This is a genomic window from Bradyrhizobium commune, from assembly GCF_015624505.1.
In the GTDB taxonomy this organism is placed as follows: Bacteria; Pseudomonadota; Alphaproteobacteria; order Rhizobiales; family Xanthobacteraceae; genus Bradyrhizobium; species Bradyrhizobium commune.
The window spans coordinates 2,251,309-2,275,017 of sequence record NZ_CP061379.1 but is presented as its reverse complement, the minus strand read 5'-3'; the positions used below and the strand labels follow the sequence as shown (position 1 = coordinate 2,275,017).

Genomic DNA, 23,709 nt, shown 5'->3' with positions numbered 1-23,709 from the left:
GTCCCCTCACCCGGTCTCGAATGCATTGCCGGCGAGATGCGCAAGCTTGTCGTGCCAATGCTGCGCGATCTGGAGACGGGTCGGCACCCAGACGCGCTCGTGCTTGCCGATATAGTCGAGGAAACGGATCAGGCCCGCAGCGCGGCCGGGCCGGCCGGCGAGACGGCAATGCAGCCCCACCGACATCATCTTCGGCGCGGTCTCGCCCTCGGCATAGAGCACGTCAAAAGCGTCCTTCAGATAGGTGTAGAACTGCTCGCCCTCGGCAAAGCCCTGCGGATTGATGAAGCGCATGTCGTTGTTGTCGAGCGTATAGGGAATGATGAGCTGCTTGCCATTCGCGCCCTTGACCCAATAGGGCAGATCGTCGGCATAGGAGTCGCAGAGATAGAGGAAGCCGCCCTCCTCCATCAACAGCCGGTTGGTGTTGATCGAGGACCGGCCCGTGTACCAGCCGAGCGGTCGCGCGCCGGTAGCTTCAGTATGGACGCGGATCGCCTCTGCGATCTCGGCGCGCTCCTGCGCCTCGGTCATGTCCTTGTGCTCGATCCATTTCAGGCTGTGGCTGGCGATGTCCCAGCCCGCCTCCTTCATGGCAGCAACAATTTCCGGATTGCGCTTGAGCGCGGTGGCGACGCCGAACACGGTGGTCGGCCACTTCCGCTCGGTGAACATCCGCCACAGCCGCCAGAAGCCGGCGCGCGAGCCATATTCGAACATCGACTCGATATTCGCATGGCGCTGCCCTGGCCAGGGCTGCGCGCCGAGCACGTCGGACAAAAACGCTTCCGAAGCGCGGTCGCCATGCAGAATGTTGTTCTCGCCGCCTTCCTCGAAATTGACGACGAACTGCACCGCGACCCGCGCGTGACCCGGCCATTGCGGATGCGGCGGGTTGCGGCCGTAGCCGCGGAGATCGCGCGGGTAGCGTTGCTCTTCCAAATCAGACTTCCTCGAAGCGGATCGGCAGCGCGCCTTTCCACAGCACGCTCTTGCCCAGCGTCGCGAGATTCTCGAGGCCCGAGGTGACGGTGATGAAGTGATTGCCGGCGAGCTGGCCCATCTTGCTCGCAAAGCTCACGCCGCCATAGGCCATCAGGATCTCGGTCTCGCTGATGCCGCCCGGATAGAGGATGATCTGGCCGGGCGCGGGATAGCTCGTGTGGTTCTCGTAGCCGACGCCGAAGTCGAGGTCGCCAAGCGGCATCCACACCGCCTCACCGCTCCAGCGCACGTGGATGATGTGGCTTTCGAACGGCATGGCCTTGCGGAACGCGGCGACGGTCTTGGGCGCCAGTTGCTCCTCGAAGCGGGCATCGAAAGAGTAATCACCGGCACGGATAACGAGTTTGCTCATCTCATCTCTCTGGATCGGGAGCCAAAGGCCCCACGTGGAACTTGCAAGCAAAGAGCATTCCAGCGGGCTTCGCGCAAGGGGCGCAGGCCCCCTCTACCGGCGGTCGTAGGACCAGCCGAAAAGGCCGCTCCGCCGCACTTCCGGCTCGGGCTCGGCGGCCGGTGCAGGTGCTTCCTTCAGTTCCGCCTGCGGCGGGGGCGCAGGCGGCGCCGGCAGGTTCTCGCATTTCATGGAATAGACCAGCTTGCCATCCGCGGTGCGTCCGATAGGGGCACAGGGGTCCGGATGCGCCGCCGAGGTTTTTGGAGTGAGCTTGACCTGCGCCGCGGCCGGCGGGGCGATCAGCAGAAGGATCAGCAGATATTTCGACATCATTGTCGTCCAAAACCTCAATTGGCCCCCATTCAACCGGATTGCGCCGGTCAAGTCCATTGGGCCCCAGGGGCGATTGCCGAATATTTAGCCGAGACCAAAAAATTTGCTCGCCCCTTCGTGAAAGCGGTCCGGCCGATCGTGAAGCCGGTCCCGCTGACATTCGGTGAGACGCATCGCCATGTCAGCCGTGACGACGATGACATTTTTCACAACCGGGACGTCGTCACGGGAGAAACAACCATGCAAAAGACTCTTGCCATTCTCGGCGCCACCCTGATTGCCGCAGCCACCATCCAGACCGCCGCGGCGAGCGACCGTCACCACGCCCGCAAGGCGCAACCTGCCCAAGTCACCCAGTCCGTGCGCGACTCCAATGCGGCGATCTGGCCGTCGCAGCCGACCGAGCCGGATTACTCGCGCTACGTGAACGGCGCGCTGTCGGCGCCGGCGGGACGGTGATGTCGGAAGCGTAGCGCGATCGAGCGCAACTGCATCAACGTCGTCATTGCGAGCGCAGCGAAGCAATCGAGACTGCCTGCGCGGAAAAGATTCTGGATTGCTTCGCTGCGCTCGCAATGACGGAGTATGAGGCGACATCGCCTTTCTCCCATTCGCATTTCAAACCGTAGACGCGCCTACGCATCCTCGCGACGCATGTCGCCCGAGCTTTGCTTGGTCTCTCCACCCTCTCAAGCCAAGAGGGCGCAGGGAAGGCCGGGTGCTGACCTCGCACCCACGGTCTGCTGCGCGAAAGGTAGCGCAAAGAGACCGCACAGCAGCATACAGGTGGTGCCAATCACTCGGCCTTCCCTGCGCGATGGTCGGACGGCTTATGCCGTGCTCTCCCGGGAGCCGACTTCCTGCTGGCCTCCCTCACCCCGCGAATTGACGATGCCGTCTGCCCGGTTGGGCTCGCGCACATCTCCGCGAAAGGCTTGACCGTAGCAACGACGGCCAGGACCACACGGTTTTGCCGTACGCACGGCCCGCCGTTTTCGCCGCAGTTTTCCCGGCCCTGTCGACGGAGCCGGAAACTTACAGGCGAGACGAGCCTTGCAGCGCCGTTCGTCGGCACGCGGTTTCGGGCTCACAGGGACTACCCGCCCTGCCCGCACTTCTCGTGCCGACGCTGCCGCGTCCACCGCAAGCCCGGCTCGCAATCAAGACGACACGAGATCGCCCCTCAAGGATGAGCCGGGATACCGCGACACATACGCCAATTCCGAATTTCTGTAAAGTCGAATATTTTTGCGAGCGCGGCTTGACGGCGTTCGCAAGTGTTTTGCCCGTCGGGCACCGTAACAATCAGTCCCGTAACCCGGATGGAGCGCAGCGCAATCCGGGGCTTTGCCGCAAGCACCAGCGGCCCCGGATTACGCTGCGCTCCATCCGGGCTACAGTCACCGTCAATACGGATCGTAGTAGTAGCGAGGACCACCATAGTAGCCGTAGCCGGGACCATAATAACGCGGGCCGCCATAGTAGTAATTGTCGTAGTACTCCTGGCGCCGGCTTTCGGCGATCGCACCGCCGATCAGACCGGCCGCGACGCCCATGAAGGCAAGGCCCGCAGCGCTCGGCCCGCGCCGATAGTAGTGACGACGTCGCACGGCACTGAAATCGGTCACGTCGGATGACCCCTGCCCGGCCACCGCGGCCGGTGCCTTGGCTGTCGTGTTGGCCGGCATCGGGGAAGCGGCCGCCGGAGGCGACATGGACACCATGGCCACGGCGAGACTGGTGAACGCTGCCAGCGCAGTGCTGCGGCCAATTCTCGAATTCACGGGCCTGTCACTCATCTGAACGTCCTCTGTTCTCGCCAGGGAAGATATGGAAACGCGACATAACGCGCAAAGCACTGAAATGGTTTCGCGACCGCGGCAATCCGCCGCGCTTTGAACGATTGTAAACCGAACCGCGGCGCGCGGGCCTGCGGATGTTTCAGGCGGTGATCGTGTTCGGCCTTGCGACCATCGTGTTCGCGCTGTCGCGGACCATCTGGCTCTCGATCGTTGCGCTTATCGCCATGGGTGCGGCCGACACCATCAGCGTCGTCGTCCGCGTCACGCTGGCGGCCCTGCGCTTCACTTCTCCTCAGCTCGGAGAGGTGTTCGGAGTTCGCGGCTCGCATCGATTCAAATAAGTCCATATCGCGTTCTAGGCTCTATAGCTCCAATATTTTTGCGGCGCATTGCCGGAGGCCTGGAGGTCGAAGCGCTGGTCGGGTGCGAGTTGCTGCGCGATCAGATTGAACATGTCGTTGAGGATCGAGCGCTTGTCGCCGAAATAGGAATGGTGCAAGCCGACGAGGCTGGTGTCGACCAGCGACGCATCGATGGTGTCGACGCCGTCGACCACCAGCAAGGCGGCGCCGGCCTCGCCTGCCCTGGGATAGCCGTGGATGAATTTCGAGGCCAGCAGCGCGACGTCGCGTGACGAGGCGTAGAGCGTGAAGCGCGCGGCGGAGTCCTTGAACTTCGCGGCGAGCTGGACGAAGCGATCGCGGTCGATGTCCGGCGCGGCAAAGATGACCTGACCGAGCTTTGCGGCCCCCGTGGGCAATTGCCAGGACGAGACGCGTTCGAGCGTGTTGATCACCGCGCGGTTGCCCATGCTGTGGGCGATGACGTGAACCTCGCGGGCGCCGATCTCGGCGAGCGCAAGCTGGAGAAACGCCTCGAAATGGTCGCGCGACCATTCGATCGTGCTCTCGTCCACGGTGTATTTCTTGGTATCCGCAGCCGACGCCCAGCTATAGAGCAGCGTTCTCCCTGCAAATTTCAGGTCGACCGAGAGCTGCCCGGCTCGCCGCGCCGCATCCTCGAACGTCACGTTGTAGCCGTGCACGAAGACGAGGACGTCGCGTGCGTCGGCCGCGGCAAGCGAGTCCGTCAGGCTCGTGACGAAGACATCCCGGCCCAGCGGCCCGACGCTTCTGAGGATGACGTGCCTGGCCGGATCGGCCGTCAATTCGAAACGCCACCAGCTGGGGCCGGTCAGTTCGCCGAGGTCGCGCCCGCGCGTGGGCACGCTGACCTCCGCGATCCCGAACGCCAGGGTCCCGCGCTCACCACGAAAATAGCTCGCCGGTGTGTCGCCGCCCCGGGCGCGATCGGTGCCGTAGAAGACGGGGATCGTGACGATGCCGGTCGCCTCATCCGCGCTCGGGCGGACGATCTCCGAGACCACAGGCGGCGGCGGGCGGCCGCGGCGGATCACGATCTCCTTGACCGGCGCGGGCTGCGTCGCTTGCACCGCACGCCGGACGATCTCCGCGGCCGGCGCCTCAGCAAGCAGGCGCTGAACCAGCGCGTCGAGCGCACGGCGAAGCTCGCCGGGGTCATTGCCCTCGCCCGCGCGGCCGGCGAGCTCCAGCAAGTCGTCGCGATAGGCCGGCCATTTGTCGCCGAGCAGCTTCTCCAATTGCGGCCCAAGGCCGAGCAAGGCAAGCAACAGGCGAAGCGTGTCCGACATCGCACGGCCCTCGTCGCTGAATGCGGCCGAGGCGGCAGCCCGACCGTCCGTTCCTAGCCTAGAGGTTGTGAACGATCTGGCAAGTCCGCTGCGCGTGCCAGCGTCAACTTGCCCGGACGGCGTTCCTTACGACAACGCCCCCAGCACGCCGCGGGTGGCCTTGTCGATCTCCTCGACGTAACGGCGGCGGGCGGTGCTCTCGGTCAGGAAGCCGACCACCTTGCGGCTGTCGGTGGAATCGACCACCGCCAGCATTTCGGCTTCCGCCTCGTCGAACACCGCCATCGCCGATTTCACGTTCATTTCCGGGATCAGCACGATGTCGGTCAGGCGGGCGAGCTCGATGATCTGGATATCGTCGGCGATGGTGTCGAGATCGCTGGAGAACAGATCGTGCAGCAGGACGAGACCGACATATTCGTCCGCATTGTTGACGATGACGATGCCGGGCCGCGATCCCAGCGGAAATTCGCTCCTTGTCGCGGCGATCGTCGTGGTCGACGGCACCTTGCCGACGTCGGAGCGCATCAGGCGCTCGACGGTGAGGTTGCGCAGCCAACCGACATCGTTGGCGCTGCGGATGGTCTCGCCGCGCAGATGCAGGCGCCAGGTCGAGAACGAATGGCCGAACATGAAGCGGACGCAGATCGAGGTGACGATGCAGCCGGCGAGCACGACGGCGGTGACGTCGACATTGCGGGTCATTTCGAGCACGAGGAACGACATCGTCAGCGGTCCGCCGACGATGGCGACGCCGAGCGTGGCCATGCCGGTCAGCATCGCCACCAGCGGATCGATCACGAACTCCGGGCTGATCAGCAGCAGTACGGCGGAGAAGAACTTTCCGATCAGGCTGCCGACGAACAGCGAGGCAAAGAACAGACCGCCGCGGAAGCCCGAGGCGAGCGAGATCAGGCAGGCCGTCACCTTCAACGCGATGATCAGCGCGATCAGGCCGATCGTCATGTCGTGGAAGAGATCGAGCACCATGGCGCCGTGACCGGCCGCGAGCACCTGCGGCGTGACGATCGCAAAGCTGCCGACGACGAGGCCGCCGATCACCGGGCGCAACCAGACCGGCAACCACTTGAACAGCCGCTCGAACATCGAGGACGAGCGCATCACGGCGATGCCGACGCCGCTGGTGACGAGCGCAAGCACGATCAGCGCCAGATATTGCTCGATGCCGACCGACGAGACCTTCGGGATCTCGATCGAATACGGCGCGCCGCCGAGCCATTGCGCGGTCAGCGCGCCGGCGAGCGAGGCGGCCAGGATCGGCGCGGCGCTGCCGACCGAATAGACGCCGACGATCAGCTCGCAGGCGTAGAACGCGCCGGTGATCGGCGCGCCGAAAGCCGCCGCGATCGCAGCCGCGGCGCCGCAGCCGACGATCAGGCGCAGATCGTTGCGGCGGAGATTGAAGAATTTTCCGAACAGCGAGGCGATGCCCGAGCCGATCTGGGTGTAGCCCGCCTCGAGGCCGACCGAGGCGCCGCAGCCGTTGGAGATCAGGGTCTGGCTCGACACCACCACGCTGTCGCGCATCGACAGATTGCCGCCGCGCAGCGCATTGGCTTCGATCGGGTCGACCGCGCTGGAAATCTTCCAGCGCCGCCGCCACCATTCCATGATGCCGAGCGCCAGCCCGCCGAGCGCAGGCGCGAGCAGCGCCGCCCAGGGCGTGATGCGCGCGTTGGCGGAGAGGCGGACGTCGACCGGAATGCCGTAGATCACGACATGGGCGATCTGCGCGATCTCGGCCATCAGCGTCACGATCGCGCCGGCCAGCGTCCCGATCAGCAGCGACAACGGGATCAGGTAGAACTCGTTGCTGCGCAACAGTGCGCGCAGCCGAACCATGGTGCGGTTGGTCCCCTTACGATCGACGATATGCCTGATCCGCGCGAACACCGGCTGCCCTACCCCTCCGCCATGCCGTAGCCGGCCATGCGCTGGCAGACCCGCTCGATCTCGGCGCTCGACAGCAGCGGCGGTGTCCCGATCTGGAGACAGCCGTGATATTGCCGCGCCAGCGTCTCGACCTCGACCGCAAGCCACATCGCCTTGTCGAGCGTCTTGCCGACCGCGATCATGCCATGATGGTCGAGCAGGCAGGCCAGCCGGCCTTGCAGCGCCCGCACTGCATATTCGGACAATTCCGCTGTCCCGAAGGTGGCATAGGGCGCGCAGCGGATGCTGTCGCCGCCGGCGGCCGCGATCATGTAATGCACCGGCGGGATCTCCATGCCCATGATCGCCAGGATGGTGCAATAGGTCGGATGGGCGTGGACAACGGCGCTGACGTCGCCGCGCGCCTTCAGGATATCGCGGTGGAAGCGCCACTCGCTCGACGGCTTCTGGGTGGGCGCATGCGAGCCGTCCATCGCCATGAACACGATCTGGTCGGGCGTCATGGCCTCATAGGGCACGCTGGTCGGGGTCACCAGAAGCCCGTCCTGGTGCCGAACGCTGATATTGCCCGAGGTGCCCTGGTTGATGCCGAGCGCATTCATGCGGCGGCAGGCGTCGACGATGGCCTGTCTCTTGTCGAGCTCGTCCGCTGTCATCGACATCCCGAATTCATCTCGATTTCTTGGCCGTGGACGCCTGTTAAAGGGGAAGTACGTCAAACCCATATGGCAGTGCAAGAGAAAGCGGCCCGGATCGCGGGAAGTCGTGCCGGCCGCCCCGAAATATATCGTAAAATCAATTAATTAACAGATTGTCGCAGCCTCAGGAGAGGCTCGCCCGGACGGCCGCGATCCCGTTGATGACGAACTGCACCGAATAGGCGGCGAGCAGCATGCCGAGCACGCGCGACAGCACGGCATTTCCGGTCCGCCCAAGCGTCCGCGCGATCAGGCTCGCGGAGACGAAGCAGAGCATGCAAAGGAGACACACCGCGAGCACGATCGCGATGATGATCGCGAGCTTCGGCCCGTAGCCGGCATCGCCCGCCAGCAGGAGTGTGGTCGCGATCGCGCCGGGGCCGGCCATCATGGGGATGGCGAGCGGAAACACGGCGACATCGGAGGCATGTTCGGCCGTCGCCTTGTCGGCCTCGCGGGCCTCGCGATGCGGCCGGTCGCCGAAGATCATCTGGTAGGAGACGCCGAACAGCAGAAGCCCGCCGGCGATCTGGAACGCGGGGATGCCGATCCCGAGCTGGCGCAACAGCCAGTTTCCGACCAGCGCGATCACAACCAGGATCGAGGCCGCGATCGATGGCGCGCGCAACGCGACCGTCCGCTTGACCTTGTCGGGCATGCCGCCGGTCGCAGCCAGGAAGGCCGGCGCGAGGCCGACTGGATCGACCACCAGCAGCAGCGTCACGAAGGCGGACAGGGCGAAGTCGAGCATGGGAGGGTGTCTCGGGACGGGCGCGGCTCAGGCCGCAAGCCATAGCGGCTCGACGCAACCGACGCGAGGAACTTTTGCTTTCGCGGACGCTTGATCGCCCGAGGATTGAGGAAGGGCTGCCTTCCCGCGTCACCTCAAGAGGAGGACCAATGGCTAAGAGAGCAAAGAAGCGTGCAAACAAGAAAACGACCGCTTCGCGCCGCGCGCGTCAGGCACCGAAGATGCTGAGCGATCTGTTTCTGGAGACGCTGAAGGACATCTATTTCGCCGAGAACAAGATCATCAAGACCCTGCCCAAGATGGCCAAAGCCGCGCATTCGAAGGATCTCGCGGCGGCCTTCAACAAACACCTGCGCGAGACGCAGGGCCAGGTCAAACGGCTTGACCAGATCTTCAAGATGCTGGGCAAGCCCGCGCGCGGCAAGCCTTGCGAAGCGATCAACGGCATCACTGAGGAGGGCGCCGAGATCATGAAGGACTTCAAGAATGCCCCTGCCCTCGATGCCGGCCTGCTCGCAGCCGCGCAAGCCGTGGAGCACTACGAGATCTCCCGCTACGGCACGCTGCGTACCTGGGCCGAGGAGCTCGGCATGCCGGAGGCAGCCCAGCTGCTGCAGGCGACGCTCGACGAGGAAGAGGCGACCGACCACACGTTGACCGAGCTTGCCACCTCCGTGATCAACCTCGAAGCGGAAGAGGAGTACCGCGCGGCTGCCTGATCCGCGCCCCGCGCCCAACTATTGCCTTCGGCGCCGCGGAACATCTCCGTGGCGTCGATGCGTCTGAGTGCGAAGGCTCCTCCCCCATCGAGGGGACAGGCATGCTCGGAACGCGCGATGCTGGAATTTTGGGGAACCGTCCCCATATCCACGTTTTCCAACCGCGGCGCCTTCCCCCGAGTTTTTGCCATGCAACCCAAAAATCCCCTCGACTGGATGCTGTCCGAAGCCCTGGACCAGCTGACCCGCGCCGAACGGCTGCGTCAGCAGTTCGGCCGCCAGGAAGCCTGCTGGGAGCCGCCGATCGACGTGCTCGAGACCGAGCATGAGCTTCTGATCCTGGTGGCGCTTCCCGGCGTCAATCCCGACAACGTCGAGACGGTGATCCATGACGGCGCGCTCATCATCTCCGGCCAGCGCACGCTGCCGCCGGAGCTTCGCAACGCCCGCATCCACCGGCTCGAGCTGCCGCAGGGGCGTTTTGAACGCCGCATTGCATTGCCCATTGGCCGCTACGCCATCAGCCGCTTCGTGATGGACGGCTGCGTCGCACTGCGCCTCGCCAAATCCTGAGGTCGATCATGGCCACCGAACAGATGAATAACGCACAGACCAATCCTGACGTGAAGATCCCCGAAGACGCACTGATCATCATCCCCGTGCGCGAGATGGTGCTTTTCCCCGGCGCCATCGCGCCGATCGCGATTGCGCGGCCGAAGTCGGTCGCCGCCGCCCAGCAGGCGCTGCGTGAGCAGCGGCCGATCGGCATCGTGCTGCAACGCAGCCCCGAGACCGACGAGCCCGGCCCGGACGATCTCTACCGGGTCGCGACCATCGCCAACATCGTGCGCTACATCACCGCGCCCGACGGCACCCATCATATCGTCTGCCAGGGCGTGCAGCGCGCGCGCATCCTCGACTTCCTGCCGGGGACGCCGTTCCCGGTTGCGCGCTTCCAGCAGATTCCGGAGCCGACCACGTCTTCGCCCGAGATCGAGGCGCGGGCGCTGAATCTGCAGCGCCAGGCCATCGAGGCGATCGAGCTGCTGCCGCAGGCGCCGCCCGAGCTGGTCGCGATGTTCCAGAGCACCACCGCGCCCGGCGCGCTGGCCGATCTGGCGACCTCGTTCATGGACATCAAGCCGCAGGACAAGCAGGAGGTGCTGGAGACCGTCGACCTCGCTTTGCGCGTCGAGAAGGTGTCGAAGCATCTGGCCGAGCGGCTGGAGGTACTGCGCATCTCCAACGAAATCGGCCAGAAGACCAAGGCCTCGTTCGACGAGCGGCAGCGCGAGGCGATCCTGCGCGAGCAGATGGCGACCATCCAGCGCCAGCTGGGCGAAGGCGACGGCAAGGCGGCCGAGGTCGCCGAGCTGACGGCTGCCATCGCCAAGGCCGACATGCCGCCGGAGGCGGACGCGCACGCCAAGAAGGAGCTGCGCCGCTACGAGCGCATGCCCGAGGCCGCCGGCGAGGCCGGCATGGTCCGCACCTATCTCGACTGGTTGATCGAGCTGCCCTGGGCTCTGCCCGCGGAGAAGCCGATCGACATCAAGGAGGCGCGCCGCATCCTCGACGCCGATCATTTCGGCCTGGAGAAGATCAAGAGCCGGATCATCGAATATCTGGCGGTGCGCAAGCTCGCCCCGCAGGGCAAGGCGCCGATCCTGTGCTTCGTCGGCCCGCCCGGCGTCGGCAAGACCTCGCTCGGCCAGTCCATCGCGCGCGCGATGGATCGCCCCTTCGTGCGCGTCAGCCTCGGCGGCGTGCATGACGAGGCCGAGATCCGCGGTCACCGGCGCACCTATATCGGTGCGCTGCCCGGCAACATCATCCAGGGCATCCGCAAGGCGGGCGCACGGAACTGCGTCATGATGCTGGACGAGATCGACAAGATGGGCCGCGGCGTGCAGGGCGATCCCTCAGCCGCAATGCTGGAGGTGCTCGACCCCGAGCAGAACGGGACGTTCCGGGACAACTATCTCGGCGTGCCGTTCGACCTGTCGCGCGTGGTCTTCATTGCGACCGCCAACATGCTGGACCAGATTCCCGGCCCGCTGCTGGATCGCATGGAGCTGATCAGCCTCGCCAGTTACACCGAGGACGAGAAGCTGGAGATCGCGAAGCGCTATCTGATGCGGCGGCAGCTCGAGGCCAACGGCCTGACGGCCGAGCAGGCCGAAATCGAGCCGGAGGCCCTGAAGCTGGTGGTCAAGGGCTACACCCGCGAAGCCGGCGTGCGGAATCTGGAGCGCGAAATCGGAAAACTGTTCCGCCATGCCGCGGTGCAGGTCGCCGAGGGCACGGCTACCAAGGTCGTGGTGACGCCGAAGGACATCGCCACGGTGCTTGGCCAGCCACGCTTCGAGGGTGAGATCGCGCAGCGCACCAGCATTCCGGGCGTGGCCACCGGCCTTGCCTGGACGCCGGTGGGCGGCGACATCCTGTTCATCGAGGCTTCGCGCGTGCCCGGCCGCGGCGGCATGATCCTGACCGGCCAGCTCGGCGACGTCATGCGCGAGAGCGTGCAGGCGGCGATGACGCTGGTGAAGAGCAAGGCCTCGCAGCTCGGCATCGATCCGTCGGTGTTCGAGAAGAGCGACATCCACGTTCACGTGCCGGCGGGCGCAACCCCGAAGGACGGACCGAGCGCGGGCGTCGCAATGTTCACGGCGCTGACATCACTGCTCACCAACCGCACGGTGCGCAGCGACACGGCGATGACCGGCGAGATCTCGCTGCGCGGCCTGGTGCTGCCGGTCGGTGGCATCAAGGAGAAGGTGGTGGCCGCGGCCGCCGCCGGTTTGAAGCGGGTGATGCTGCCTGCGCGCAACAAGCGGGACTACGACGACATCCCGCAGAGCGCGCGGGACAATCTCGAATTCATCTGGCTGGAGCGCGTCGACGAAGCCATCGCCGCAGCGCTCGAGCCGACCGAAGCCGGGGCCAAGGTCGAGGCGGCGGAGTGATACGATGAGCGAATTGTTGGAAAGAGCGAAGAAGTCCCGGAAGGCACAGCGCCTGCGGCAGCTGCTCGATCGCACCATCGACCGGGTGCGCGAAGCACTTGCAGGACCCGAGCCGCGGCTTCAGCCGATCCCGGTCCGGGTCAAACGTCGCAAGGGCTGAGCCCCTCCGCCTCAGCCCTTGCGATCGTCGAATAGAAAAGGCCCCCTCTCCTCGAGGGGGCCTTTGCGTTATCAGGCCACGGCGTCCTTGGCAGCCTTGACCGGGCGGGCGCGGACGATCTTCCGGGCCGGCTTGGCCTTGAACATCATCTCTTCGCCCGTGAACGGGTTGGTGCCCTTGCGCGCCTTGGTCGCGGGCTTCTTGATGACCACGAACTTGGCGAAGCCCGGCACCAGGAACAGGCCGCTCTTCTTGAGCTCCTTGTGGCCGACGTCCGTCAACGTCTCCATGACGTTCTTGACGTCGCGCTTGGAAAGCTCGGTGGCGGTCGCGATCTTTTCGATCAGCTGCGATTTCGACATTTGGGTTGGCATCGTGTCTCCTCTGATTCGTTGCCGGTTGCATATTAGACCAACCGGCAAAGGCCTATAGCCTTCTGCACAGTTTTGTCGCGGTTTTACGGGCTTTTTTGGCCCCCTGTGGCAAAAAACCCTGCTTTTTAGCGGCTTCCAGAGCGGGAGGCGCTTCGGGCAGCGGTTTTTGCCTTGTTTCAAAGGCCCGCAAGCAGCCTTGCTAAAGCTGATTCGATGCTTTCGACAAGCGACGACCGGCCTCTTTGTCGAAGGCCGGTCGCGAGAGAAGCGTCGAAATGCGTCAGTCCTGCCTCACCGCACGAGGCTTTCGGTCCGATACGCGGCCGGGTCGCCACTGTCGGTCAGATGCTCGATCGCAAGCTTGAGCGACGCGCTCATCGGGACGTTGAGATTGACGTTGTTCGGCGGAAGCGGCGCCAGGAACCATCTGGCATAGATCTTCTGGATTTCGCCGCTGCGATAGACCGCCGACAGCGCGTCATCGATCACCTTCTTGAAGGCCGGATCGTCGCGCCGGAGCATGATGCCGTAAGGCTCCACCGACAGCGCTTCCTCCGAGACGATGTAAGTGCCGGGAATCTCCGAATTGGCCATCCGGCTGTAGAGCAGGATATCGTCCATCACGAAGGCGGCGGCCCGATCGGATTCCAGCATCCGGAACGCTTCGCCGTTGTCCTTGGCAGCCAGAATGGTGAGACCGAGCTGGCGCTGGCTGTTGAGCTCGCTGATCTGCTTGAGATTGGTGGACCCGATGGTGGAAACGATGGTCTTGCCCTTGAGGTCATCCAGGGTCCGCACATTGGCCGCTGCCTTGGCCATGAAACGATTTGCCGCGACGAAATACGAGGTGGAGAACGTCACCACCTTCTGCCGCTCGAGGTTGTTGGTGGTCGTTCCGCATTCGAGATCGATCGCCCCGCTCAGCACGGACTGGATACGACCCGACGGGGTGACAGGCACGAGCTTCACGTCGAGCTTTTGCAGCCCGAGCTTCGCTTTCACGGCGTCGACTGCCAGATAGCAGAGGTCCATGGCGTAGCCCACGACCTTCTCGTTGTTGTCGTAATACGAGAACGGAATCGACGATTCACGATGACCGATCGTGATCGTGCCGGTGCTCCTGATCTTCTCCAGCGTGCCGCTGGGCTCTTCGGCGATCGCCGCATGGCTTGCAATGCTCAGCGCGGCCACGGCCAGGATCATCTTGACGTTCATCGTTCCATTTCCTTGGTTGGCACCGACAAATCATGACTGCAACAATCGGTCATCGGCTCGTTCATCCGTTGGAGGCCAGTCGCGCCCGGCGAACCGGCCGCCCCACGATTGCGGCATATTGGGTCATCGCGGCCGGCCGTCCGATCAGGAAGCCTTGCGCGAAATCGCAGCCCGCTTGCGTTAGAACATCGAGCTGCTCCTGCGTCTCGACGCCCTCCGCGGTGACCGGAAGCTCAAGCCCCCGCGCCAGTCCGACGACGCCGCGCAAGACCGCCTTCGACTGCGCATGGTCAAGGTTCGAAATGAAGCTGCGGTCGATCTTGATCATGTCGAACGGGAACGCGTGCAGATAGGATATCGACGAGTAACCCGTGCCGAAATCGTCGAGCGCGATGCCTACTCCGAGCGACTTGAGCCGGCGCAGGATCGAGACCGCGCCGGAGACATCATCGATCAGAACGCCTTCCGTGATCTCGAGCTCCAGCCGGCCGGCACTCAATCCGGTCTCGATCAGGATCTCATGGACCAGCCGCACGATGTCGTCGTTGCGGAACTGGACCGGTGACAGGTTCACGGAAATCTTGAGCTGGTTCGCCCAGGATGCGGCCTCGCGGCACGCGGCGCGCAGAATCCACTCGCCCATGGTGACGATCAGCCCGTTCTCCTCGGCAAGCGGAATGAACGTGCCGGGCGAGATCAGGCCGCGTTTCGGATGCCACCAGCGGACCAGGGCTTCGAAGCCCACGATCTCGCCGCCGGTCCGCGCCAGCGGTTGAAAATCGAGCCGCAGTTCGTCATTGGCGACCGCCGATTGCAGATCATGCTGCAATTCGCGCTGGTCGCGAAGCTGCGTCGCCATGCCCGCCTCGAAGAGACGGATCGCGTTGCGTCCCTCGGACTTGGCGCGGTAGAGCGCAATGTCGGCATTGGCCAGAAGCGTCGTCGGGTCGTTGCCATCAACCGGTGAACACGCAATGCCGATGCTCACGCCGATACGCACCTGCCGTCCGGCAATCTCGATGTCTCCGACAAGGGCCGCCCGCAACTGCTCCGCAAGCCGGCCGGCGGCCGCGGCCTGCTTCTCGCCAAGCAGCACCGCGATGAACTCGTCGCCGCCGACCCGCGCCAGGAAGGCGTCGCCCGCAACCTGCTTCAGTCGCCGCGTCACCTCGCACAGCAGCGCGTCACCGACCGGATGGCCGTAGAGGTCGTTGATCTCCTTGAAGCGGTCGAGGTCGAGGCACAGGATCGCGAAAGCCCCTCCGGCGCGGATCGTCTCGTCGACCGTCGTCGCCAGATAGTCGGAAAACGACGCGCGATTGTGCAATCCGGTCAGGGCATCGTGGTGTGCGATGTGCGCGATCCGCTTCTCGGTGCGCTTCTGCTCGGTGATATCCTCGACCGTCTTCACGAAGCCGCCGCCAGGCACCGGACGGAAGACGATCACCACCGCGCGCCCGTCGGGAAGCTCCGCCACGATGCTTGCCGGTTCGTTGGCCGCAATGATCGCCTTCAGTGCGTCGGCGCCGTCTGCGGGGTACAGCCCCCGCGAAAGCCGATACTCGAACACCTCGCGCAGCATGATTCCCGGTCTCATGAGCTCGTTGGGAAGATTGAACATCTTGGCGTAGCGGTCGTTGCAGACGATCAGGCGATGCTGGGCGTCGTACATGCAGACGCCCTGCGACTGGTTGTTCAGCGTCGCATCGAGCTGGATGCTCTGCTTGCGGAAATGTTGAACGACCACGGCTCCGGTGCCGCCGATGGCGACGACGAGCACGAGGGTAAGCCCGATCAGAAACCACGCCTCGGTTCGCCAGCCGGCGAGCGCTGCGGGCACCGTTGTGCTGGTCGTCAGGAAAATGGGGACCTTGACGAGAGATGCCGCCGCGATCAGCCGGTCGGTGCCGTCGAACGCGTCGAACTCCCGGATCACGCCCGCGCCAGCGCGGGTGATCTCGGCCAGCCGGCCGCTCGAGACGGACTTGTCGACCACGGGATCGACGTGCGGATAACGCGCCAGCGTTACGCCGTCGCGGCCGACCAGCGCAATGGATTCATCCGCGCCGCGGACCATCGTGTGATAGAGTTCCTCGAAATGCCGGGACTTGATCATGCCGACCACCAGCCCGAGAAATTCACCGTCGGCGCCCATGAATTTCCGGGCGAGCGGGATGGTCCAGGTTCCGCTGCGCGGATCCTTCGTCGGACGGCCGAGCTTCGAGCTCAGGGCCGGGGTGGTCTTCAAGGCCCGGAAATAGTCCTGATCCGCGACGTTGAGGCGTGGCGTGGGCCAGGCGGCGGACGAATTGATCACGGTCCCGTCGGCGCCGACCAGCATCACAGCCCCGATATGCGGAAAGCCGCCGATCTTGTCCTCCAGCATGAGCTGGATGTCGCGGCTCGCCATCGAACGCGCGTAGACCTCGTCGGAGACGACGGCGAGGATTTGCATGTGCTCGATCAGATTCGTCTCGATCAGGTCGACGGCCTCGAAGTCGCGCGCCGTCTGATTGCCCAGCAGCGTCGCCGTCGCCAGCAGTTGCTGCTTGCTCTCCGCGATCGCGTGATCGCGCAGGTTGGACAGGATGAGGGCGATGGTGCATACGACGAGCGCGATCAGAAACGCGCCGCACAGCATCAGCACGGCAACAGGGCGCGTCGCGCCGATCCGGCGCATCGGACGGGCTCCCCCGTCCGGCGCCAGCATCGCTAACCGGCCTTTGAGCGCGCGAACAGCCCGAAGCATCAGGAAACACAATTCCGAGGACAATCCAACCGTCGGAGTGTAGGGCTTCGAGTATGTCGAATCCGGTTAAAGCTGGCGCTCGGTCGACGTCCGAACGACGATCAGGGTTACCTGTGTGTTTCATCATCGCGGACGATGCGACGAGTAAGGCCTCTCTTTCCGCAATTCTACGGAGATCGCTGCATCTGGAATGTGCAACCTCGCGGCCGTCAGGCCCGCCGCCGATGAGGACGACCGGCTAGACCCGCTCGATGATGACCGCAGGCGCCATGCCGCCGGCGGCGCACATGGTGACGAGACCGCGCTTGAGGTCGCGCCGTTCGAGCTCGTCGAGCACGGTGCCGATCAGGATCGAGCCGGTGGCGCCGATGGGATGGCCGAGTGCGATCGAACCACCATTGACGTTGACCTTGGCGCGGTCGAGCTTGAGGTCGCGGATGTATTTTTCCGCGACCACCGCAAAGGCCTCGTTGATCTCGAACAGATCGATATCGTCGATGGAAAGCCCCGCCTTCGCCAGCACCTTGCGGGTGGCCGGCACCGGCGCGTTCAGCATCAGGGTCGGAGAGTCACCCATGTTGGCCATCGCGACGACGCGGGCGCGTGGCTTCAGGCCGTGAGCCTTGGCGTAAGCGGGCGACGCCAGCAGGATCGCGGCGGCGCCGTCGACGACGCCGGACGAATTGCCGGCGTGATGCACGAAGTCGATCTTCAGGTCCGGATATTGCTGGAGGATGAGACCGCGATAAGTCGTGCCCTTGTCGTCCAGCGCATAGTCGGCGATCGCGGGGAATGCCGGCTTCAGGCTGCTCAACCCTTCCATCGTGGTCTGCGGCCGCGGATACTCCTCGTGGTCGAGCGCGAGGCTGCCGTCCTCGCGATGGACCGGCACGAGACTCTTCTTGAAGTGGCCATTCGCCATCGCATGCGCTGCGCGCTTCTGGCTCTCGAGCCCGAGCGCATCGACATCCTGTCGCGTGACGCCTTCCAGCGTCGCGATCGCGTCGGCGCAGACGCCCTGATGCGACTGCGGATGCCGCGCACGCAGCCGCAAATTGCCGCTGTCCATCATCATCGGACCGCCGCCGCGGCGCCCCTCCATCGACATCATCTCACAACCGCCGGCGATCACGAGGTCTTCCGCGCCCGCCATGATCGACGATGCCGCCATGTTGACGCTGGTGATGCCGGAGCCGCAGAAGCGATCCAGCGTCACGGCGCTGGCGCGCACGTCATAGCCGGCATCGAGCGCCGACATCCGGCCGAGATCGCCGCCTTGGGTTGCGACCTGCGCCGAGCAGCCCCAGACGATGTCGTCGACGTCGGCGGTGTTGATGCCGGTGCGATCGGCGAGCGCGCGCAGCACGGTTGCCCCCAATTGCTGCGGATGAATGCCGGAGAGTGCTCCCTTGCCGGCCTTGCCGACGCCCCGCGGGGTGCGGCAAGCATCGATGATCAGCGCGTCAGCCATGGGCGTTGTCCTCTTGTTATGAGTGTTGGGGGCGGTTTTGAATCAGGGGGAGAGTGGAGTCAATGCGCAGCGTTTCAGCCCCTCACCTGGATTTTCCGCCGCGCGAAAGTCTCTGCGACGTCATGGCCGGGCTTGTCCCGGCCATCCACGCCTTGCTGCGCGGCACGACGAACGTGGATGCCCGGGACAAGCCCTGGCATGACGACCTCTGGGTGCGGGACTCTCCTCGGAGGTAAGCTACGCCCCTACCGCGTTCCTTGCGATCACGTTCCGGTAGAAGCTGGCGCTGAGTTTTGCCGTGCGCACCTGAGTGTCGAAATTGACGTGATAGAGCCCAAAACGCTTGCCGAGCCCATACACCCATTCGAAATTGTCCATCAGGCTCCAGAGGAAATAGCCGCGTACCGGTACGCCTTCGGCGGTGGCGCGCTGGAGCTGGGCGAGATAGTTGCGCAAGTACATGATGCGATCGGTGTCGTAGACCTTGCCGTCTTGCGTGACCACGTCGTCGCCGGAGGTACCGTTCTCGCTGATATAGATCGCATCCGTCTTCCAGATCTTAGCCGCCAGCTTCGGCACCCAGTAGATCGTCTCCGGCGCGATGCGGAGCCAGTCCGAATTCATGTGCGGAAACGACTTCGGGATCGGCAGCGGCGCGAAGCCGGCGCCCTGGTCGGACGGCACCACGTAATTCTGCGGCGCGTAGATGTTAAGGCCGAGGAAGTCGACCAGCGAGGAGATGATCTTCAGTTCGGCGTCGGTATATTTGGGCGCGTTCGCACCTGCGTATTTAAGGAACGCGTCGGTGTATTGGCCCGTCATGATGACGTTGAGATAGCCGCCATTCATCTCGCGCAGCGCGATCTCGGCGGCGCGGACATGCTCGGGCGTATCGATCGCGGGCACGCAGACGTCGATGTTCTCGGCCGGGCCGACCCTGGTGCCGCGCCGGCCGTGGGCGCGCACCGCCTGCACCGCGAGCCCGTGCGCGAGCGCGCTGTTGTGCCTGATCTGGTTGACCTCTGCTTGCGGCAGCGTCAGGCCGGGCGCGTCGATGCCTAGGCCGTAGCCGAAATGGACGAAGCGGCCGCTCTCGTTCAGCGTGAACACGTTTTTGACGCGATCGGTCAGATGCGCCGCGACATAGGCCGCGTAGTCGCCAAAGATCTTGCAGGTCTCGGTCGAGCGCCAGCCGCCAAAACGATCCTGGAGTGATTGCGGCAGGTCCCAGTGATAGAGCGTCAGCCAAGGTTCGATGCCGTTCCTAAGGCACTCGTCGACGAGGCGATTGTAGAAATCAAGCCCCTTCGGGTTCGGCTTGCCGTCGCCGTCGGGAAACACCCGCGGCCAGGCCACCGAGAAGCGATAGGCCTTGCAGCCGAGCTCCCTGACCAGCGCGATATCGTCCTTGTAGCGGTGATAATGCTCGTTGGCGCGATCGCCGGTGGTGCCGTCCTCGATCTTGCCGGGAATGCGGACAAACCTGTCCCAGATCGAGACCCCTCGCCCGTCCTCGTTGACCGCGCCTTCGACCTGATAGGACGAAGTCGCGGTGCCCCAGAGGAAGCCTGGCGGGAAGCTCGTCGTGCTGCGTGGAGCCGATGCCGGTTTGGCCTCCGCGATCTCAAGGGGATTTGCAATTCCAGCTGCGGACACCCCCGCGATTTTCGCGAACTGGCGACGCGAGACCCTGTCCGACATCGATACTGCTCCGGTGTGCTGCTGTTGCCGCGGCACACTGACCAGTTCCGACCGATTTGAGAAGTGGAGTCCCCGTCATCCACCCGGCCGCGGCGCATGGGGGTCAACGCTGTTGCTCGGCTGACACAGCATGTCGAAGATCGAGCCAAAGGCGTTATGGCCCCCTGCGCAGTTGATGCCGTGAAGACCGCCGTTGACCACCGCCATCGCGCCCATGAACGCCAGCACGAGAGTCGTGATCCCAAATGCGAGACCGATCGCCCTGAGCCGCCCGGATCGGCGAACAATGAGGTCCTGCGTAATCAGGCTCGCGATGTGAATTGCCGCGGTCACGGCAAAGGCCGCCACAGCGAAATTGCGGACGCCCGAGAAGCCAAGCAAGGTCGCGCCGATAAATATCACGGCCTCGAACAGATACAGCAGGCCGAGCCAGTGGCGAAACAAGGCCTCGCTCAATCCGCCGGGCGTCGAAATCGCGAGCAACACCTGGGTCGCGCGGCCGGCACGCGTGACCCATAACATCCAGCTCCGCTGGCCCCGGCGGCGCTGCTCCAATTCCTCGAGAATCCGCCCGGTGATGGTCAGCGCGCGTGTACTGGTTTGCAACGCGACCTGCCTGTCGAGCTTGCGATCAACCTCATAATGTTCGCGCACGTAATTGAGCATGCCTACGTCGCCCAGAACTGCCCTCAGCGCCTGGGCGATCTGCGTGCGACGCTGTCCGCCGGCCGTGAGCGCCAGCTCGCCCCAGAGATCATCGAAGGCGCCCTCGAGCGTTGCATTGTTCTGTTCCGCAAGCGCCTCTCCGAACCGATCGACCAGCTCGGCGTATCCCTCGGGCTTCATTTCCTCGCGCACGATCGTGAGCTGCGCCTCCAGGAGCAATGCGTCCCTGATCTCCTTGTCCTCGGTTGCAGGAAACAGAGTGGTCAACAGCCGCTCGCAACCGTCCAGGCGCCCCCACATGATGTCGTTCCGCCGCCACTGCGCGTCGAGGAAGCCGCCGAAGTGAAACAACGCCGTTCCCGCAAGCTTGAGCCGCTGGTGAACGACGGTCCCCTGCTCGTTATGCTCGTCGATCAGGCTGCACGCGTCCTCGGGGCTGACACGAACCACCTCGACGGTCGACGGCTCTCCGGTTCCGGTGTCGTAATAGAGTGGAAAGCTCACCTGGTCGTACTCGTCGAACCGCATATAGTAGTCGGCAAGGAACCCTCGCAGCGCCGTGCCCTCAACCGTATTGAGCGCGTCGCCGCCCGCAGCGGGGCCTTCGAGGTGAACATCCACGCGGTGCCCGCCTTCGACGGGCGTGGCGCGCAGCTTCGGCTTTCCAAGCAGATCGTGAACGGACGGCACGGCCCCCGACGACCCATCTATCGCGCTGGCATAGGCGCGCTGCATCAGCGCGATGTCGTCCTCGAGCCCCTTCTGGAGGCCGGTCAGATTGGCCTGCGTTGCATATTTGTAGAGCGTTGCCGCCCTCGCAAACACGTTTTCCTGAAGCGTGAGCAACGGGCTGGGTGTCGGCAGGTCGTTCGATACCGGTACGGTCCCGCCGGCCTGCGACGTCAAAGCCGTGACGGTCCCCTCACCAAGGAGGAGATGAAGCACCGCTTCGAGCTCGTCGTGGTGCGCTCTCCGTGCATCCGCATTCTCAGAGGGCGCGCGGAGCGGCGTGACCCGACGGATTTCGCGGATTGCAGCGCCCAACCCGCCAGCGAGGCAGGTGAGCGCATCCACGAGACGGCCGACGTCCATCGAAGCGCCTGTCTTCGGGTGATCATTCCAGAGGTCGTAGAGATGTTGCTCGATATCGGTCAGACTCGGCGGGCCGCCGGGCAGGCTAAGCTTTCTCACCAGGCTCAGGAGCTGATGGACCTTGCGCAGAATGAAGCTGGCGCGCCTGATATAGTACTTCACGTCATAATCTTCGAGGAACGCATTGACCGACTCGTCTCGGCCCTTGCTCTCCTTCTTGTTCTCGTAGTAGTGCGCATCGCGCCACACGCGGGCCATGGCTTTCATCGCGTACAAGCGGTCGGATTTGCTGTCGATATCCCACCAGGCGGCCAGTTGCTCCGCGATGTCGTCGGTTACGGTCATCACCCGAAGCTGCCGGTAGGGAAGGAACGCCGCTCCATAATAGTTGGCCATGTCGCGCAGGTCGCGTGATCCCCACGCGGGGACCTGATCATGGTCATCACCTTCGAGCTCGATACGTGCGTACGGGTCGTCGGCCCGCTCGTCGATCTCCGTTTCGACCTGGCGGACGATCCGCTCGACCCGCTCGATGCGCCGGTTGCGGGCCAGGACAGCCTCGAGGTCTTCCCTGATCGTCTCGTCCTGGGGAATCGTGAACAGCGCCTCCATGGCGTTTTCGAGCGCGTCGGGCTTCCTGTCAAAGACCACGCGCTCCAGCTCCGGATTGGTCGGTGCCGGCTCGAGATAGATCAGCTTCCGTTCCATCGGCAGCCCGCCGAGGCGCAACGACAGGGTCTCGACGACATAGCTGAACGGCTTGTTGTCGAGATATCCGCCGTCGCCAAATGCGCGCGTGCGCCAACGGCCACTCGCGATGTCATCGCTCGACAGGCCGGTGAAGAATGGCTTCCATCGGTCGAAATTCACCCCCGCGCCGGCCGGGTTTGCGTCGCACAGGCGCTGCGCGTCGGCCACGGACATCGGCTCGAATGCAAACGGAAAGGATGACGTGCACCGCGCCGCGAATGCGAGAAACGGCACGGAGCTGTCGTCGAAATGATTGGTTCCGTCCGCGGATGGATACTGGAATCGATAGACCTGCTTGTACCTTTTTTCGTACACGACCTTGTCGAACAGGCGCAGGGGTACGATGGCTCCGCGAATGTCCGTCGTCGTGATGAAAAGGTCCAGTTCGTCGACGAGGGCCGGCTCTCGACCCACTTGGGGGATGACGTTTGCCATGCCCTGGAACGCGCCAACGAGCTTGACGTACATGCGGTCGCTGTTCAACAGCGACTGGGGCGGGTTGTCGGTCTTGGCGAATTCCAGGCCTTGATATGACTGGTTGTCATTGAGCAGACCGCCGATATCGCCTTCCTGAATCCACAAGTTCTTCAGCGGAGAGAATTCCTGTCCGTTGACGAGTGCTTTCGCGAGAAACAAGCCGTTGATACCACCCGCCGAGGTGCCTGCGATCGCGTCGATCACGAAGCGAGTTCGTTCCGTCGACGTGGGCGTTGCATCCTTCCCGAACGGATCCGTCAAAGCCGGATTGCGCGCGTTGACCGGCAATTTCTGGTCGCGGATGTAGGCAAGATAGCTATCGCGAAGCGCCTGGTCGCGCAGCAGCCAGGACGCCTTTCGATAGACCTCGCGCGTGTGTCCACCCCCCGGCGTATCCTGCCCCTTCGGCGTCGCGCAGGCCATTTCGTAGAGCTCGTTCGACACGCCGTTGATGTAGATCGCAAGCGAGACGCCGCCATACATGACCACGCCGAAGCGGATCTCGCGCGCGTAGAGATTGTCAGTCGTGGTCATTGGTCGCTCCTGCCTTCTGGGTCACGTCCACGCGCCATGGGCCGGCGAAGCCACCCGCGATGGCTTGCGCGATGCGCCTGATGCGCGAATGATCGATGACTCCTGGTTCACCGGCGTTCTCGAAGCGTCGCCGGGATTTCTCCAAATCACGGTTTCAAAATCACACTCAAAAATTCGCAGTTTCAAATTCACGCTCGGGAAAAAGAGGGCTTGCCGGTTACGCAAGCCACGACTGGCGCCTACGGTCTATCGCCGCACGCCAC

The 23,709-nt window shown here is 64.2% G+C and carries 20 protein-coding genes; 6 read left to right on the top strand and 14 right to left on the bottom strand.

The window, feature by feature from the left end; genetic code table 11:
- Positions 1-6 precede the first annotated feature (6 nt).
- The 3 genes from puuE to IC761_RS10680 form a co-directional block, all read right to left on the bottom strand.
- Complete coding sequence (gene puuE / locus IC761_RS10690; RefSeq protein ID WP_195803204.1) at positions 7-942, bottom strand: allantoinase PuuE; 936 nt, start codon at positions 940-942, stop codon at positions 7-9.
- Between the two features lies 1 nt (position 943).
- Positions 944-1,357, bottom strand: a complete 414-nt coding sequence (locus tag IC761_RS10685) for a DUF3830 family protein (RefSeq protein WP_195803203.1) — start codon at positions 1,355-1,357, stop codon at positions 944-946.
- A 93-nt stretch (positions 1,358-1,450) separates the two neighbouring features.
- The gene (locus IC761_RS10680) at positions 1,451-1,729 is read right to left on the bottom strand and encodes a hypothetical protein (protein ID WP_195803202.1); all 279 of its coding nucleotides are present in this window, start codon (positions 1,727-1,729) and stop codon (positions 1,451-1,453) included.
- Positions 1,730-1,972: 243 nt separating this feature from the next.
- Here IC761_RS10680 and IC761_RS10675 point away from each other — a divergent pair, with 243 nt between their 5' ends.
- The gene (locus IC761_RS10675; protein WP_195803201.1) at positions 1,973-2,191 is read left to right on the top strand and encodes a hypothetical protein; all 219 of its coding nucleotides are present in this window, start codon (positions 1,973-1,975) and stop codon (positions 2,189-2,191) included.
- A 947-nt stretch (positions 2,192-3,138) separates the two neighbouring features.
- Here IC761_RS10675 and IC761_RS10670 read toward each other — a convergent pair.
- Complete coding sequence (locus IC761_RS10670) at positions 3,139-3,531, bottom strand: hypothetical protein (RefSeq protein ID WP_195803200.1); 393 nt, start codon at positions 3,529-3,531, stop codon at positions 3,139-3,141.
- Positions 3,532-3,668: 137 nt separating this feature from the next.
- Between IC761_RS10670 and IC761_RS10665 the strand changes: the two genes are divergently transcribed.
- Entirely contained in the window at positions 3,669-3,875 is a 207-nt protein-coding gene (locus tag IC761_RS10665; protein ID WP_438265108.1) for a hypothetical protein, read from the top strand.
- A gap of 14 nt (positions 3,876-3,889) precedes the next feature.
- On the opposite strand, the gene IC761_RS10660 is transcribed toward IC761_RS10665, so the two are convergent.
- The 4 genes from IC761_RS10660 to IC761_RS10645 all read right to left on the bottom strand — a co-directional run bounded on the left by IC761_RS10660 (position 3,890) and on the right by IC761_RS10645 (position 8,569).
- Positions 3,890-5,206, bottom strand: a complete 1,317-nt coding sequence (locus IC761_RS10660; RefSeq protein ID WP_195803199.1) for an alpha/beta hydrolase — start codon at positions 5,204-5,206, stop codon at positions 3,890-3,892.
- 126 nt (positions 5,207-5,332) lie between these two features.
- A complete protein-coding gene (locus tag IC761_RS10655; protein WP_195803198.1) occupies positions 5,333-7,120 on the bottom strand; it encodes a chloride channel protein in 1,788 nt (595 codons plus the stop codon).
- 8 nt (positions 7,121-7,128) lie between these two features.
- Positions 7,129-7,782 carry a class II aldolase/adducin family protein gene (locus IC761_RS10650; protein ID WP_195803197.1) on the bottom strand — a complete coding sequence of 218 codons (654 nt, stop codon included), beginning with the start codon at positions 7,780-7,782 and terminating at the stop codon, positions 7,129-7,131.
- Between the two features lie 160 nt (positions 7,783-7,942).
- Positions 7,943-8,569: a MarC family protein gene (locus tag IC761_RS10645; RefSeq protein WP_195803196.1), complete on the bottom strand. Its 627-nt coding sequence runs from the start codon at positions 8,567-8,569 to the stop codon at positions 7,943-7,945.
- Between the two features lie 149 nt (positions 8,570-8,718).
- Here IC761_RS10645 and IC761_RS10640 point away from each other — a divergent pair, with 149 nt between their 5' ends.
- From IC761_RS10640 to IC761_RS10625, 4 genes are all read left to right on the top strand, one after another.
- Complete coding sequence (locus IC761_RS10640; protein ID WP_195803195.1) at positions 8,719-9,288, top strand: YciE/YciF ferroxidase family protein; 570 nt, start codon at positions 8,719-8,721, stop codon at positions 9,286-9,288.
- A gap of 189 nt (positions 9,289-9,477) precedes the next feature.
- Positions 9,478-9,861: an Hsp20/alpha crystallin family protein gene (locus tag IC761_RS10635; RefSeq protein ID WP_195803194.1), complete on the top strand. Its 384-nt coding sequence runs from the start codon at positions 9,478-9,480 to the stop codon at positions 9,859-9,861.
- A gap of 8 nt (positions 9,862-9,869) precedes the next feature.
- Positions 9,870-12,257, top strand: coding sequence for an endopeptidase La (gene lon, locus IC761_RS10630; protein WP_195803193.1), 2,388 nt, complete (start codon positions 9,870-9,872; stop codon positions 12,255-12,257).
- Positions 12,258-12,261: 4 nt separating this feature from the next.
- Complete coding sequence (locus tag IC761_RS10625) at positions 12,262-12,417, top strand: hypothetical protein (RefSeq protein ID WP_195803192.1); 156 nt, start codon at positions 12,262-12,264, stop codon at positions 12,415-12,417.
- A 71-nt stretch (positions 12,418-12,488) separates the two neighbouring features.
- On the opposite strand, the gene IC761_RS10620 is transcribed toward IC761_RS10625, so the two are convergent.
- From IC761_RS10620 to IC761_RS10595, 6 genes are all read right to left on the bottom strand, one after another.
- On the bottom strand, positions 12,489-12,791 hold the full coding sequence (locus IC761_RS10620) for an HU family DNA-binding protein (protein ID WP_195803191.1): 303 nt from the start codon (positions 12,789-12,791) through the stop codon (positions 12,489-12,491).
- A 291-nt stretch (positions 12,792-13,082) separates the two neighbouring features.
- Positions 13,083-14,006 carry an amino acid ABC transporter substrate-binding protein gene (locus IC761_RS10615; protein WP_195803190.1) on the bottom strand — a complete coding sequence of 308 codons (924 nt, stop codon included), beginning with the start codon at positions 14,004-14,006 and terminating at the stop codon, positions 13,083-13,085.
- Between the two features lie 61 nt (positions 14,007-14,067).
- A complete protein-coding gene (locus IC761_RS10610; RefSeq protein WP_195803189.1) occupies positions 14,068-16,686 on the bottom strand; it encodes a bifunctional diguanylate cyclase/phosphodiesterase in 2,619 nt (872 codons plus the stop codon).
- 307 nt (positions 16,687-16,993) lie between these two features.
- Entirely contained in the window at positions 16,994-18,226 is a 1,233-nt protein-coding gene (locus IC761_RS10605; protein ID WP_195803188.1) for an acetyl-CoA C-acetyltransferase, read from the bottom strand.
- A gap of 237 nt (positions 18,227-18,463) precedes the next feature.
- Positions 18,464-19,927 (bottom strand): GH1 family beta-glucosidase, encoded by a 1,464-nt coding sequence (locus IC761_RS10600; RefSeq protein ID WP_195803187.1) that lies wholly within the window; start codon positions 19,925-19,927, stop codon positions 18,464-18,466.
- A 75-nt stretch (positions 19,928-20,002) separates the two neighbouring features.
- Complete coding sequence (locus IC761_RS10595) at positions 20,003-23,446, bottom strand: patatin-like protein (protein WP_195803186.1); 3,444 nt, start codon at positions 23,444-23,446, stop codon at positions 20,003-20,005.
- Between the last annotated feature and the right edge of the window lie 263 nt (positions 23,447-23,709).